The 15257-nt window shown below is 45.6% G+C and carries 12 protein-coding genes; 10 read left to right on the top strand and 2 right to left on the bottom strand.

What is annotated here, in order from left to right:
• Positions 1–31: 31 nt before the first annotated feature.
• Positions 32–1081, bottom strand: a complete 1050-nt coding sequence (locus ACFSUO_RS04450) for an NAD(P)/FAD-dependent oxidoreductase (RefSeq protein ID WP_382391480.1) — start codon at positions 1079–1081, stop codon at positions 32–34.
• 312 nt (positions 1082–1393) lie between these two features.
• Between ACFSUO_RS04450 and ACFSUO_RS04445 the strand changes: the two genes are divergently transcribed.
• From ACFSUO_RS04445 to putP, 10 genes are all read left to right on the top strand, one after another.
• Positions 1394–3139, top strand: coding sequence for an adenine deaminase C-terminal domain-containing protein (locus ACFSUO_RS04445; protein ID WP_382391478.1), 1746 nt, complete (start codon positions 1394–1396; stop codon positions 3137–3139).
• 147 nt (positions 3140–3286) lie between these two features.
• Entirely contained in the window at positions 3287–4348 is a 1062-nt protein-coding gene (locus ACFSUO_RS04440) for a DUF3048 domain-containing protein (protein ID WP_382391476.1), read from the top strand.
• An 18-nt stretch (positions 4349–4366) separates the two neighbouring features.
• Positions 4367–4666, top strand: coding sequence for a YerC/YecD family TrpR-related protein (locus ACFSUO_RS04435; protein WP_382391474.1), 300 nt, complete (start codon positions 4367–4369; stop codon positions 4664–4666).
• Between the two features lie 251 nt (positions 4667–4917).
• Positions 4918–5613: a heptaprenylglyceryl phosphate synthase gene (locus tag ACFSUO_RS04430; RefSeq protein ID WP_382391472.1), complete on the top strand. Its 696-nt coding sequence runs from the start codon at positions 4918–4920 to the stop codon at positions 5611–5613.
• 40 nt (positions 5614–5653) lie between these two features.
• Positions 5654–7855 (top strand): DNA helicase PcrA, encoded by a 2202-nt coding sequence (pcrA, locus tag ACFSUO_RS04425; protein ID WP_382391645.1) that lies wholly within the window; start codon positions 5654–5656, stop codon positions 7853–7855.
• A 15-nt stretch (positions 7856–7870) separates the two neighbouring features.
• Positions 7871–9874 (top strand): NAD-dependent DNA ligase LigA, encoded by a 2004-nt coding sequence (ligA, locus tag ACFSUO_RS04420; protein WP_382391470.1) that lies wholly within the window; start codon positions 7871–7873, stop codon positions 9872–9874.
• A gap of 13 nt (positions 9875–9887) precedes the next feature.
• Positions 9888–11129 (top strand): CamS family sex pheromone protein, encoded by a 1242-nt coding sequence (locus tag ACFSUO_RS04415; protein WP_382391468.1) that lies wholly within the window; start codon positions 9888–9890, stop codon positions 11127–11129.
• Between the two features lie 217 nt (positions 11130–11346).
• Complete coding sequence (locus ACFSUO_RS04410) at positions 11347–12615, top strand: helix-turn-helix domain-containing protein (protein ID WP_382391466.1); 1269 nt, start codon at positions 11347–11349, stop codon at positions 12613–12615.
• 12 nt (positions 12616–12627) lie between these two features.
• Positions 12628–12768 (top strand): hypothetical protein, encoded by a 141-nt coding sequence (locus tag ACFSUO_RS04405; protein ID WP_382391464.1) that lies wholly within the window; start codon positions 12628–12630, stop codon positions 12766–12768.
• Between the two features lie 340 nt (positions 12769–13108).
• A complete protein-coding gene (putP, locus tag ACFSUO_RS04400) occupies positions 13109–14629 on the top strand; it encodes a sodium/proline symporter PutP (protein ID WP_382391462.1) in 1521 nt (506 codons plus the stop codon).
• 306 nt (positions 14630–14935) lie between these two features.
• Here the strand turns inward: putP and ACFSUO_RS04395 are convergent, their stop codons facing one another.
• The gene (locus ACFSUO_RS04395; RefSeq protein WP_382391460.1) at positions 14936–15184 is read right to left on the bottom strand and encodes a hypothetical protein; all 249 of its coding nucleotides are present in this window, start codon (positions 15182–15184) and stop codon (positions 14936–14938) included.
• Positions 15185–15257: the final 73 nt, after the last annotated feature.

Genomic DNA, 15257 nt, shown 5'->3' with positions numbered 1-15257 from the left:
AAAATGCGGGCTTTATTGACGGCAATATGGCTTACTGTATCATTTGCTTGATTATTTCTTTGTTCCGTTCTTTAAATGCATCATTATGCGATGAGACCATAGGTGCTGTGGCAGCATCCGGCTCGATGAATTGTTTCGCTTGATTGACTGCATTAGCCGCATCCTGGAAAGCACCGGCTATCAAATTCAGCTTTCCTTCATGCATCAGGATATCACCGGCAGCATACAGCCCATCAAGCGAGGACTCACTGTTAACCGTACCTGAAATGAAGTAATCGTCTGCAATAGCAATATCAACCTCACTATTTTCAAGCAGTGCCGTATCCCGTTCATAGCCATGATTGACAATTACCGCATCAACCGGCAGATGATTAACGGCGCCTGTTTGATGATTGGTCAGCTCAACCTGTCCAATTGCTTCGTCCTGATCATCAGCAACCAGTCCAGTGATGGAAGTATGGAAGAAACACACAACGGAACTGTTCCGCAATTGTGTTGCTTGTGATTCATGGCAGTCAAAATTATTTCTCCGGCACGTGATGAAAACGTGCTTAGCAACAGTTTTTAACTCATTGGCCCAGTCTGTCGCAGAGCTCCCACCGCCGGAAATGATGACGGTTTTATCTTTAAATTGCTGTAGCGACTCGACGGAGTAATGCAAATTGGTACCCTCGAATTTTTCAGCACCGTTAACAGCCAATTTCTTAGGGTTCAAGATGCCACTGCCGACTGCAACAATAACGGTTCGTGAATAATGCACATGACCTGAGGCGGTGTGCAATTCATATATGCCCTGTTTGTTGCGTGCGATGGATTCGATTTTTTCATTAAGGACGACTTCGGGGTCAAACGTCAATCCCTGTTCTACTGTTTGGTCAATGAATTTTGCCCCGGTAAGCGGTGGCAGTCCGCCGACATCCCAGATCATTTTTTCCGGGTAAACATGTACTTTACCGCCTAAGTTCGGCTGATACTCAATGACTTTTGTTTTCAGCTCTCTCAGTCCGCTGTAAAAGGCGGAAAACAATCCGGCTGGCCCGCCGCCGATAATGGTTACATCGAACAATTCGTCTTTTGCCACTGCCGTTCACTCCTCAGATATATGTAACTGATTATCATTCTCACTAAAGTATACACGATTTCCGTGCAAAAGAAAAGGTTGTGTTTTTCATCGTGCAGGAAGATGTTCATATTTTTGAAAATGAGGTGCCTCACACCATGAATGAGAGCCCGGACGCGGTCACACCACAGGGAAAATGGCTTGCATCCAGCGTTCATCCAGCAAACTCCGAAGCTGTCACAAAAGATTCAATTTCATTCATGAAAACGTTGCAGTATAAAAGCAATATCTATGTTACTATGGAAAAAAGCACATATTGGAGCGTTGAATAGTATGTCAGAGAATAGATATCAGTGGAGAAACCGTGAGTTGAGGGAGCATGTAGCAGTTATTGATGGGAAAGCATGCCCGACGATTATTTTAAAGAACGGAACATATTTAAATACCTATACGAAACAATGGCAGCAGGCGAACATTTGGATTCTCCGCGACCGTATTGTGTATGTCGGGGATGAGATGCCTGAGCTGAGTGACCATGCTGAAGTGGTCGACTGTACCGGGAAATACCTTGTTCCCGGGTATATTGAGCCGCACGCACATCCTTTTCAGCTGTATAATCCTGAGGCGCTCGCCATGTACGGTGCGAGCTATGGAACAACCACTTACGTTAATGACAACCTGATGTGGAATTTTTTGTTGGAAAGAAAGAAAGCGTTTTCTTTGCTGGGGGCGTTTGATCAATTGCCAGTTTCCATGTACTGGTGGGCGCGGCTGGATTCGCAGACGGCCTTGCAGCAAGAAGAGGAAGAATTATTCAGTACACCGAAAGTTTTATCGTGGCTGGAGCAGCAGTCCGTCATTCAGGGTGGGGAGCTGACAGCCTGGCCCAGCCTGCTTGATGGTGATGACAGACTGCTGTATTGGATCCAAGAGGCAAAACGTCTTGGTAAGCCGGTGGAAGGCCATTTGCCTGGTGCGTCCGAGCGCACATTAACGAAAATGAAACTGCTAGGTGTTTCGGCAGAACATGAAGCGATGACCGGGAAAGAGGCGATGCAGCGACTGCAGCTTGGGTATCAGGTTGGATTGCGCCATTCATCGATTCGCCCTGACTTGCCTGGTTTGATTGAAGAATTGCTGGCGGAAGGACTTCGGTCATTTGATCATGTCATGATGACAACCGATGGATCGACGCCAGGATTCTATGAAAATGGAATCATGAATGTTTGTGTTGCTATCGCCATTGAAAAGGGGATCCCTTTGGAAGACGCGTACCGGATGGCATCCCACAATGCTGCTAATTATTACGGGCTGATTGAAGAACTGGGATGTATAGCACCAGGCCGGGTAGCAAATATTAATATTTTGCAGGCCAAAGATGACCCGAATCCAGTCAGCGTTCTTGGCAACGGAGAATGGATCCGGAAAAATAACGAAAACAAGCATATAGCTCCAAAAATTGACTGGGCGAGCCATGATATCCAGTCGCTTTCATTCAGCTGGGATCTAACGATGGATGATATGCAATTTTCTGTTCCGCTTGGCTTGCATCTTGTGAATGACGTTATTATTAAAGCGTACGCCATTAATACCGATGTGACGCTCGACGTGATACCCGATAATAATGATGATGCCTTTCTGATGCTGATGGACCGGAAAGGACAGTGGCGCGTCAACACGGCCATCAAAGGGTTTACCAATCGTTTGGGCGGCTTGGCCAGTTCGTATTCGGCAACCGGTGACATTGTCTTTATCGGCAAAAGCAAGCCAGATATGCTGCTGGCATGGAAGCGGATGAAAGAACTTGGCGGCGGCATTGTGGCAGTGCACGATGGTGAAATTCTGTTTGAACTGCCGCTGACACTGTCTGGAAGCATGTATGCAGGAGAAATGGCTGAGCTGATAGAGAAAGAAAAAGAGCTGCGTGCACTTCTGCAGGAATTCGGCTATCCATTTTATGACCCGGTTTATACGATTTTATTTTTGTCATCCACCCACTTACCGTATATCCGCATCACACAGCAGGGTATCATTGATGTAAAGAAACGGGAAGTTCTCTTTCCAGCAACGTTAAGATAACGTATAATAGATTTACTGAAGGTTGTTCAGAAAGTCCGGGGAAATTGATTACCGCCGGTTTCTTTTAACCCCCTGCATCCGATTTTAATCGATTCAGGCGTGTGCAGCGGGTGGCTGAATCTTGCTGCCAACCAAAGGAGTGGAATCTTGAAAAAAATTCTTGTTTTTTTCGTACTGGCTATACTGCTGCTGTTTGCTGCATGTTCCGATAGTGAGGAGCAAACAGCGGATGACAGTGAAGCAAAAGCAAATGCGACCGATGAGAAAGAACAAACCCCCGAAACATCTGGAAATGTGCATACCTATCCGCTGACAGGGGTGAAGACCGATCAGCCTGCCGATGACCGGATTGTCGGGGTGATGGTCAATAATCACCGCAAGGCCAGGCCACAGACTGGACTTTCGAAAGCAGATATTGTTTTTGAGGTTTTGGCTGAAGGACGGATTACGCGTCTGCTTGCATTGTTCCAGAGTGAAAAGCCAGACGCGGTCGGACCGGTACGCAGCGCAAGGGAATACTATTTTGAGCTGGCCAGCGGGTACGGAGCACTCTATACTTATCATGGTGCCGCTAATTTTGTAAATGACATGATTCGGAACCGGGGAATCGAGTATTTGGATGGTGCGATGCACGATGATGACGAATACCTGTTTAAACGGGAGTCATTCCGGGAACCGCCGCATAACTCATACTTGCAGTTTGGATCCGTGTACGATGCTGCAGAGAACAAAGGTTACGATGTGAGCAGATCTTATGAGCCGCTTCCGTTTGCCTCAGAAGAAGAAGCTGCATCGATTTCCGGGGATGCAGCAACACATATCAAAATTGTGTATTCTGATAAGCTGACAAATATTGTAGAATACCAGTATGATGCCGACAGTGAAACCTATACACGATACAGTGACGGGACAAAGATGACAGAAATGGAATCAGGAGAAGCGATTACGACCGACAATATATTTATTGTGGAAACTCCCCATCAAGTGATTGATGACGCGGGTCGCCGGGAGGTTGATATAACTTCGGGCGGTGATGCATATCTGGTTCAAAAAGGGAAGGTTCGCCAAGTGAAATGGGAAAATCGCGACGGCCGGATTATTCCAGTTAAAGATGGCGAGCCAGTGCCATTTGTCCCCGGCAAAACGTGGATAAATATTGTTCCGTCCAGTCCGGGAATGGATCAGTCTGTTACGATTTCAGATGAATAGAAAGTAGGTGGTGCCAGAATGCAGATAGATAATTTGCGCGGCGAACAGCTGGACCAATTGTTTGATGCCATTCTCTCGCTGCAGGATCGTGAGGAATGTTATAAGTTTTTTGATGATATTGCGACCATGTCGGAAATTCATGCCATTGCACAGCGTCTGCAAGTGGCCAAGATGCTGCGGGAAGGCCATACGTACAGTGTAATAGAAGAAGAAACAAACGCTTCCACTGCAACCATTTCACGCGTGAGGCGCTGTATTAACTACGGAAGTGACGGCTACAGGATTGTGCTCGACCGCCTGACGGACAAGGACGAATAAAGGAGCTGCTATCTCTTCAGGAGGTAGCGCTCTACTATTACAACCAAAGTATTTTCCGTATGTGCCGCCCTCTCCAACTCTCCCCATAGCCAAAACATCTATTCCTTCAAAAAATATTACCCATAATCCTAAATTCATAGCATCATTTTTGGTATACTTTATAAGTGAATGAAAAGAAGTGTTCCACGTTTCTTTTGTACTGTATCATAAGGAAACATGAAAATAGCGTTAATACTGATGGAGGATGAACGTTGAATTATTCATTACACGAATGGAATCATATATTTAAACTTGATCCTGCTAAAGAAATTTCCGATGAGGATCTTGATGCCATCTGTGAATCAGGGACAGATGCGGTCATTGTAGGCGGGACAGACGGGGTGACACTGGATGGTGTGCTTGATTTGCTATCTCGCATTCGCCGCCACACAGTGCCATGTGCACTGGAAATTGCCAATATGGAGTCGATTACACCCGGCTTTGATTATTACTTAATCCCGATGGTGATGAACAGCACGGAAAAGAAGTGGATGATGGACCTGCAGCACCAAGCGATCAAGGAATATAGGGAACTGTTGGACTGGGATGAAATGTTTGTTGAAGGCTATTGCATCCTTAACGAAGATTCCAAAGCATTTCAGAAAACAAAATGTGACATGCCGGATGCGGAAGACGTGGAAGCGTACGCTCATATGGCAGAGCATGTTTTTCACTTGCCGATTTTTTATATGGAATACAGTGGAACATACGGTGCCCCAGAGCTTGTCAAAAGAGTGAAGAGCCAGCTCCAGCATACAAAGCTGTTTTATGGCGGCGGGATTGAAAACAATTTCCAAGTGAGGGAAATGAAAGAGTATGCTGATGCGGTTATTGTCGGCAATCTTATTTATGATAATATTAAACAGGCATTGAAGACGGTCAAAGCAGTACACAGCAATAAAGAATAAACGTTATATTTTGCAAGGGGTGTCAGGTTTGAGTCATACAATGGATGATCTACTTAACGGATTAAACAGGGAGCAGAAGCAGGCCGTCCAGCATACGGATGGACCGCTATTGATTATGGCCGGGGCAGGAAGCGGAAAGACGCGTGTATTGACACATCGAATCGCCTATTTACTTGGGGAAAAAGATGTGTCTCCTAGAAGCATCCTGGCTATTACATTTACGAATAAGGCGGCACGTGAGATGAAGGAGCGTGTCAACCGGCTTATTGGCGCAGGAGGGGCACAGGTATGGGTTTCCACCTTCCACTCAATGTGTGTGCGCATTCTCAGGCGGGATATTGACAGGATTGGCTACAGTACCAATTTTACGATTTTGGACAGCAGTGACCAGCTGTCTGTCATCAAGCAAATTTTGAAAGACTTGAACATCGATACGAAGAAATTTGACGCGCGAGGTATGCTGGGACAGATTAGCGGAGCCAAAAATGAGCTGATCACACCGGAAGAATACAGCAAGAATGTCGCGGATTTTTTCCATCGTCAGGTCGCACAAATCTATGAACGCTATCAAAAAACATTGCAGAAAAATCAGGCACTTGACTTTGATGATCTGATTATGCAGACGATTCATTTGTTCAAACGGGTGCCGGAAGTGCTGGAATATTACCAGCGCCGTTTCCAGTATATTCATGTTGATGAGTACCAGGATACGAACCATGCCCAGTACTATTTGGTTAAGCAGCTGGCAAGCAGGTACCAGAATTTATGTGTTGTCGGTGATTCGGATCAGTCGATTTATCGCTGGCGCGGTGCGGATATCTCTAATATTTTGTCTTTTGAAGAGGATTATCCATCATCACGCACGATTTACCTGGAACAGAATTACCGGTCGACGAAATCGATTCTTGATGCGGCTAATCATGTTATTGAACACAATGCAGGCCGGAAGCCAAAGAACCTGTGGACGGAAAATGATGACGGGAAAAAGATCCATTATTTTCAGGGTGCAACGGAACAGGAAGAGGCGCTCTATGTCACAGATAAGCTTCAGGAACTGACGGAGGATGAGCGCTTTTCCTTAAATGATATTGCCGTTCTGTACCGGACGAATGCCCAGTCACGTGCAGTTGAGGATACACTGATGAAATCAAATATCGCGTATCAGATGGTAGGCGGCACGAAGTTCTATGAACGGAAAGAAATTAAAGACTTGATTTCGTACTTGCGTCTGATTACCAATCCGGATGATGATATCAGTTTTGAACGAGTCGTCAATGTGCCGAAACGAGGCATTGGCAAAACGTCTGTAGACAAGCTGCGAGCATATGCAGCTGAACATGGCATATCGTTTTTTCAGGCGATAAAGGAAGTTGATTTTACCGGTGTGTCGAAAAAAGCAGCCCAAGCGCTCTCGAAGTTTGAAAGCTTCATTCAAAGTCTGGTCCAGCAGCAAGAGTTTTTAACGGCAACGGACATGGTTGAGGCGGTTTTGGAACGGACAGGCTATGAAGAAATGCTGAAGAATGAACGAAGCCTTGAATCCCAGAGCAGGCTGGAGAACCTGGAAGAATTCAAGACAGTTACACAGGAATTCGAAGAGGGAGCTGAAGACAAGACGCTGGTTGCCTTTCTGACGGACCTTGCGCTGATTGCGGACATCGACCGGGTAGATGAGGAAGAAGCGGAAAATGAGCCAAAGGTGACCATGATGACGCTCCATGCTGCGAAAGGCCTGGAATTTCCGGTCGTATTTTTAGTCGGGCTGGAGGAAAATGTATTCCCGCACAGCCGGTCCATGATGGATGAGGAGGAAATGCAAGAAGAGCGGCGCCTTGCCTATGTCGGGATTACGAGGGCCGAGCAGGAGCTTTTTCTGACCCACGCGAAAATGCGTACCTTATATGGACGGACGAATATGAACCCGATTAGCCGGTTTATTAACGAAATTCCGGAAGACCTCGTCGACGGAATTGAACAGGCGCGTGCCACGATGTATGGGTCTATTGAGAAACCTAAAGATCAGCCAGCACCGAAGCGTCAAGCCGGTAAGATGCAGCAGACGAGCGGAGCGGAATCAGAAACTTGGAGTCCCGGTGATAAAGCCGAACACAAAAAATGGGGTGTCGGCACGGTGGTCAAGGTGCAGGGAGAAGGCGAATCCATGGAGCTCGACATTGCATTTCCGGCGCCAACCGGCATTAAACGTCTTCTGGCTAAATTCGCACCAATCACTAGACAATAGGAGGTGCCTCCTGAAGTGGATAAAGAACAAGCACACCAGCAAATTGAAAAACTGCGGGAACGGCTGAACCGCTACAATTATGAATACTATGTGCTCGATAATCCCAGCGTTCCCGATGCGGAGTATGACAAGAAAATGCAGGAACTCATTAGCCTGGAAACGGATTTTCCTGAACTGGTGACTGCAGATTCTCCTTCACAGCGGGTCGGCGGGGAGCCCCTGGATGCATTCCAAAAAGTGCAGCACCGCATTCCGATGCTCAGTCTTGGGAATGCCTTCAATGAAAGTGAGCTGCGCGATTTTGCCCGGCGTGCCAACCAGGGCCTTGATGAGCCGATTTCATTTGTTTGTGAATTGAAAATTGACGGGCTGGCTGTCTCACTTATTTACGAGGACGGGAAGCTGGTCCGTGGCGCAACGCGCGGAGACGGAACGACTGGCGAAGATATTACGACCAATCTGCGAACCATCCGCAGTATTCCTTTGTCCATCCCGGAAAAAAATACAATCGAGGTTAGAGGAGAAGCCTTCATGCCGCACCGGTCGTTCCTGAAACTAAACGAGGAACGCAAGGCAAATGGGGACGAGCCATTTGCCAACCCGCGAAATGCTGCGGCAGGATCACTCCGGCAGCTTGATCCGAAAATAGCGACCAAACGCAGCCTCGACATTTTTCTGTACAGTGTGGGTGAATGGGAAGCCGGTTCACTGGAATCACATAGCGAGCGCCTCACCTACATGGAAGAGCTCGGATTTAAAACCAATCCTGAATGGCGAAAGTGTGAAACGATTGATGAAGTGATGGACTATGTACATTACTGGGAGGAAAAACGGCCTGAGCTCGACTATGAAATTGATGGTATCGTCATTAAGATTGATAATCTCCGTCAACGGGAAGAACTTGGGTTTACAGCGAAAAGCCCGCGCTGGGCAATTGCATATAAATTTCCGGCTGAAGAAGCAGTTACAGTGCTGCGCGATATTGAGTTAAGTGTCGGGCGTACCGGGGTCATTACACCAACAGCTATCCTTGATCCCGTACAGGTTGCCGGAACAACGGTGAAGCGGGCATCCTTGCATAATGAGGACCTGATCCGAGAGAAGGATATCCGTCTCGGCGACACCGTTGTTATTAAAAAGGCCGGTGATATCATTCCGGAGGTTGTTCGGGCCGTCACAGATGAGCGGGTCGGTTCTGAGCGTGAATTTTTCATGCCGGATGAATGCCCAGCATGTGGCAGTGAGCTCGTCCGCCTTGAGGAAGAAGTTGCACTGAGGTGTATTAATCCAAATTGTCCACAGCAATTGAAAGAAGGGCTGATCCATTTTGTTTCCCGGGAAGCCATGAACATTGACGGGCTCGGCGAAAAGGTTATTAACCAGCTGTTCCGCAACGATCTTGTTCATACAATTGCCGACCTTTACCGTCTTAAGCGGGAAGAGTTGCTGGAGCTGGACCGAATGGGCGAAAAGTCTGCTGACAATTTGCTACGGGCGATTGAAACATCCAAAACAAACTCGCTGGAGCGGCTCCTGTTTGGCCTCGGAATTCGGTTTGTCGGGTCAAAAGCAGCCCGGACACTCGCAGCCCATTTTAAGACAATGGACAATCTGCAGCAGGCAACGTTTGCCGACGTTGTGGCCATTAATGAAATTGGTGAAAAAATGGCGGATTCGATTACACGATACTTTGCCGAAGAACAGGTGCAAGATCTGCTCAGTGAACTTAAAAGTTTGGGACTGAATATGACGTACGATGGTCCAGAGCAGCAAGAAATAAAAGAGGACACACCATTATCCGGCAAAACAGTGGTGCTGACGGGAAAAATGGAAACATTCACCCGGTCGGAAGCAAAAGAACTGGTTCAGCAGCACGGCGGAAGTGTGACAGGAAGCGTCAGCAAGAATACGGATATTGTTATCGCCGGGGAGGATGCCGGCTCGAAATTAGAAAAGGCGGAGAAACTCGGTGTTGCGGTATGGAACGAACAGCAGCTCAGCGAAGCTTTAGACCAATAAGGAGTGGAGAATTTTGAAGAAAGCAGTAATCTGGCTGTCCATCACGCTCCTCACTCTGGCAGGCTGTGCACCATCATTGAACAACAATGAAGATGAAGTGGTGCCCAAAAAAGATGAAGCGAAACAGCAGGAGAAGTCAATTGTTCCCAGTTACCAGCTGTCGGAAGAAAATTACCGGACCATCCTGCCGTATCGTACCAGTGCCTCACGTGGCGTCATTACGAACCAGATGATGAACCGGATGGATATCGGCGAAATGGAGACAGGTTTGCGGCGTCTTTCCAAAGAATATTATGACCCGGAAAAATACTTCTTTGAAGAAGGACAATACTTAACTTCGGATATGCTGTATAAGTGGCTGGACCGGAATCTGACGAAGGACCAGCTTGAAAAAACGCTTAAAAAACGTGTGGAACAGCTTGAGGAAAATGGCCAGAAAGTGGACGAAGAAGATAAAGAAGCCATCCGGAAAGAGCTCCAGCTTGGATTAAATCCGGCCATTGCAAATGACAAATCGAAAGATCAGCAGGAAAACAACCCGAAATATTTAACACACATACTTGAACACAACTTCCTAAAGAAGAATAAGGATGATACCGTTGAACTGGTCGGGGCTTCTATTGGTATTGCCATGAAATCTGACTACGCTTTTCAGACAGAAGTTGGCGGAACGACTTATCATAAGAAAATTGATAAAGAAACAATGCTGAAAAAAGGCAAGGAAATTGCGCAGACCGTACTGGAGCGTGTGAGAAAAATTGAGGAACTGAGCGATATCCCTATCATGTTTGCTCTTTACCGGGAAGAGGACCAGGGATCCCCAGTCCCAGGCAGTTATGTTGCTAAGACCGGTGTTTCCGGCGGTGATATGAAAATTGGTGACTGGGAAACCGTCCAGGAAGAAAATATTCTTTTCCCATCGGATGAGGGGGAAGAAAAGTATTACGATCAACAGCAGCTGGTTAAGGATTTTGGTGACAAAATACAGGAATACTTTCCTAACTATGTCGGTGTGATTGGAGATGGCTTTTACATCAATGAAGAGCTGCAAAAACTGACATTGACCATCCCACTCGAGTTTTATGGAAAAGGGGAAGTGGTTGGTTTTACCCAGTACACGTACGGCCTTGTAAAAGAAATGTTCCAGGATTACTACGAGCTGGAAGTTAAAATTAAGTCGAATGAGAAAATGGAAAGCGTCATCTATCGCGACGCCGGAGAGAAAGAACCAACTGTGCATATTTTTGACAAGTAAATCAGGTAAGAAGGAATCCCTTTTTCATATAAACATGTGGAAAAGGACTTCTATACGCAAAACTTTCCTCATTTCAGGAAAGTCAGCAAGTATACAAGGGGGTTATTGCTATTTTCACCCTTCCACTTTCCCAATATGAATTTTTGGAATTTATGTTATTATATAAATATAGCAAATTTGCTTGCTGCAGTTCATATTCAGCCAGGGGTGGATAATCATGGAAATAGGGCCCTATATCAGACTTCACCGGATCCAGCAGGAAATGACCCAGGCGGAACTGGCGGAGGGAATCGTTTCCTATGCATATCTGTCTAAAATTGAGAACCAGAAAGCTGAAGCCAGCCCGAATGTGATCAGTCTGCTATGTACGCGACTTGGCATCCAGCCGAACAACGAGTCGGATGAAACCATTCGGGAAAAGTGCGAACAATGGTTCAGGATGCTCTTTTCCGAGAATGACAAAAATGAAATGATCCGTATCTATCATGAACTGAATCAGTTATTGTATGACAGTCATTCATCTGAAAACCTGATCATGTTCGAAATCCACAAAATAAGGTATTTCCTAATTACCGGTGAAGTGGATGAGGCGCTGAAACAAATCAACAAGCTAGCTGAAATGGCGGATACCTTTGACAGTCTGCATCAATTTTACTGGTACAAGTTCCGGGGTAATTACAGCTCTGTGAATGGGGAATTCAATCAGGCTATGCGTATGTACCGGCAGGCGGACAACAAGCTGAACCAGCTGGATCTGCCGGAAAATGAGACAGCCGACCTGCAATATGTGATGGCTGTGACGCACAGTAAACTCCGGAATACGCTGGAAGCTATTGAGTATGCGGAAAAGGCGATTGCTATTTTTCGGAAGAACTATCATTTTACCAGATGTGCACAGTGCCATATCGTATTGGGTATCTCTTACCGCCGGATCCGAATGCATGAAAAGGCCATTAAAAATTACAACCTTGCCAAGCATTTGGGCAAGCTGAACCAGAACAAGCAAATTATCCAGCTGACCAATCAAAACCTGGGTTATTTATATTCCACCATTGGCAAGCGGGAGGACGCGATTTTTCATTATGAAGAAATAGTGGGAGATTCGGAAGTCCTGTTGTTTGAGCGAATACTTGCTGCAACGTCGTTAATAAGAGCCTATTACAGTAATTTTAACGTTGAAAAAACGAAGGAAATGATTGAAAAAAGCTTGGAACTTCTTGACAAGGCTGACGACAAAGAAACATATCAGCTGTTTTATTTTATTACCTACACGTATGATTACGCGATTAACCGCAATAAAGGTAAATTTGAACGGCTGGTAATTGATGAATTTATTCCTTACTTGAAGAAGCATAAAGATTACGCAAACTTGGTTATTTACTCCAATATGCTGGCCGAACATTTTGAGCGAAATAACAGATATAAAGAATCTGTTAAATATTACAAACTGGCGAACGAGACATATGATGAGCTCGTTAGCCTGTAAGGAGGGGAGCATATGAAGAAACTGATGGCGACTTTTGCACTAGGTACTTTGCTTGTTGCAGGATTCACAGCCGTACAGGATAAGCCGGTTGATTCCGCAATGGAATGGGAGCCGACCGTTCTTTCTGTCGGTAAGGATGTCAGCCTTTACTAAAGCAGCAAGTGCTCCATGAAGTATCAGACCAGCAACCTTTTACCCTATTACTATATGTGCCTGGAATAGTGTGGAAAGCTATTTCAGGCTTTTTTGTCGTGAAATATGAACCCGGATGCTATTCCAGTGTCTGAACCTTTTTAAATTTTGATTTGTTGCAAGCAGCTAAACATTTTATAATAGTGATAATGCTATAGGCATAAATTAAACAAAAGAATGGGGAGGGAGCGCGATGGATTATGCCATTTCGGGTGCAACGTGGATGTGGCTGTTCATACCAATGCCTGTTTTAATTTTACTGTCCATTATCACCATGATAACGGAAGGGAGGGGAAAGTAAATGGGATTGGAGACATTAATCACGTTTATTGTTTATCTGATAGGGATGCTGGTGATTGGAGTCATCATGTACCGGATGACCAACGACTTATCCGATTATGTTCTAGGCGGTCGCAAACTGTCACCTGGAGTGGCGGCGTTGAGTGCTGGTGCTTCGGATATGAGTGGCTGGCTCTTGCTTGGGCTTCCTGGAGCTATTTATGCATCAGGGCTTGCGGAAGCATGGATGGCAATCGGGCTGTCAATTGGAGCGTATTTAAACTGGCAGTTTGTCGCCAAGCGGCTGCGGGTCTATACAGAGGTTGCCAATAATTCTATTACTGTTCCGGATTTCCTGGAAAACCGGTTTAAAGACCATTCCCATGTGCTTCGGGTCATTTCTGCACTGGTGATTCTATTATTCTTTACTTTTTACACATCTTCGGGAATGGTAGCAGGTGCGAAACTATTTGAAGCATCATTCGGGCTTCCGTACCAGCCTGCTTTGTGGATTGGCACGCTTATCGTTGTGTCCTACACACTGCTCGGCGGTTTTCTGGCTGTTGCCTGGACGGATTTCCTGCAAGGGTCATTGATGTTTGTCGCCTTAATCGCTGTCCCAATCATCGCCATTAACAAAATTGGTGGCTGGGATGCAACGGTTCAGGCAGTCGGTGACATCAGCCCGGATCATTTGAACATGATTGAGGGTGTTGGAATCATTGCTATTATATCATCGATCGCCTGGGGGCTTGGCTATTTTGGCCAGCCGCATATCATTGTCCGGTTTATGGCGCTGCGTTCGCCAAAAGACGTACCGAAAGCTAAGTTTATCGGGACAACCTGGATGATTCTTGGGCTTTACGGGGCAATTTTTACTGGTTTGGCAGGTCTGGCGTTCATCAATACACAGGATGTAGCAAGTTTAAGCGAGTTTGGCATATCGGTTATAACGGAAAATGGTGTACAGATGCTGGATGATCCAGAAAAAATCTTTATTGCATTCTCGCAGCTTCTGTTTCACCCAGTGATTGCAGGCATTCTGCTGGCAGCTATTCTTTCGGCAATTATGAGTACAATTGACTCCCAGTTGCTTGTTTCCTCGTCCGCGGTGGCGGAGGACTTTTACAAGGCTATTTTCCGGCGTGAAGCTACAGATAAGGAGCTCGTTTGGGTTGGACGGCTGGCAACACTCGTAATCGCGCTGATTGCGGCAATAATTGCCATTAACCCGGAAAGCTCGGTACTTGATCTGGTAAGCTATGCTTGGGCCGGGTTTGGCGCTGCATTTGGGCCAACAATTCTGCTGGCACTATTCTGGCGGGGCATTACACGTAACGGGGCACTGGCCGGAATTGTAGTTGGTGCAGTCACCGTCATCATCTGGGGGGATTTCCTGTCCGGTGGTATCTTTGATTTGTATGAAATCGCACCGGGATTTCTCCTCAATCTGATTGTGGCTGTTGTTATCAGTCTGGCCGGTAAGCCGTCTGACGGTGTGGAGACAGAGTACGATCAAGCAGTAGTTGAATTGAAGAAATAACGATTGATGATGGGATGGAACGTCCACACTAGAATTCCAACATCAGAAAATATAAATGATGGATGACCTTATTATAAAAACTTCGGCACTCGCTATAAGTCGAGGCTAGGCCTGAGTTTTTATAATAAAGAAACAGATGCCCTTTTGCCAGATGATCTTAAACAGAAATGGTATGGCAAAAAAACAACGATGGATTGCTCAAGACAATCCATCGTTATTTCATTCTTGCGCTTGTTACTTGAACAAGCTGATTCAATCCCAACCTAAGAAAATTAAACTTAAAAAAGAGTGCGTATTTTAGCACCCCTAGTTACTATTCTTGTTTTTTAAAATATAAAGTTCTTTCTCCATTTTATTTACCTTATCAACAATAAAATCCATTTCATTAATTCCTGATTCATTAGTTAACTCAAACTGCCCGCCAACACCTTCTAGTTTTGTTTCAATAGTATCAAATCGATTATGCATTTCTGATTTCAAAGAGTGAATATCCGATTGCATACTTTTCATTCCTTTATTTATTTCTGTTAGCAAATCAAGAATTTGCTTATCCACTTTATCATCCCTGTGTTTATTATAATAGATGATTATTAAATAAGCACTATTTTTTTAACTACTTACTAGTTCG

The organism is Lentibacillus juripiscarius (assembly GCF_042685205.1).
Lineage (GTDB): Bacteria > Bacillota > Bacilli > Bacillales > Amphibacillaceae > Lentibacillus > Lentibacillus juripiscarius.
The sequence above is the reverse complement of the archived record's forward strand: the minus strand, read 5'-3'. Positions and strand labels throughout refer to the sequence as shown.

What these genes read in the sequence shown, in the direction of transcription:
- ACFSUO_RS04445 (WP_382391478.1), top strand. Translation starts at nt 1,394, where the DNA reads ATGTCAGAGAATAGATATCAGTGGAGAAACCGTGAGTTGAGGGAGCAT.
- ACFSUO_RS04435 (WP_382391474.1), top strand. Translation starts at nt 4,367, where the DNA reads ATGCAGATAGATAATTTGCGCGGCGAACAGCTGGACCAATTGTTTGAT.
- pcrA (WP_382391645.1), top strand. Translation starts at nt 5,654, where the DNA reads ATGGATGATCTACTTAACGGATTAAACAGGGAGCAGAAGCAGGCCGTC.
- ACFSUO_RS04410 (WP_382391466.1), top strand. Translation starts at nt 11,347, where the DNA reads ATGGAAATAGGGCCCTATATCAGACTTCACCGGATCCAGCAGGAAATG.
- ACFSUO_RS04405 (WP_382391464.1), top strand. Translation starts at nt 12,628, where the DNA reads ATGAAGAAACTGATGGCGACTTTTGCACTAGGTACTTTGCTTGTTGCA.
- putP (WP_382391462.1), top strand. Translation starts at nt 13,109, where the DNA reads ATGGGATTGGAGACATTAATCACGTTTATTGTTTATCTGATAGGGATG.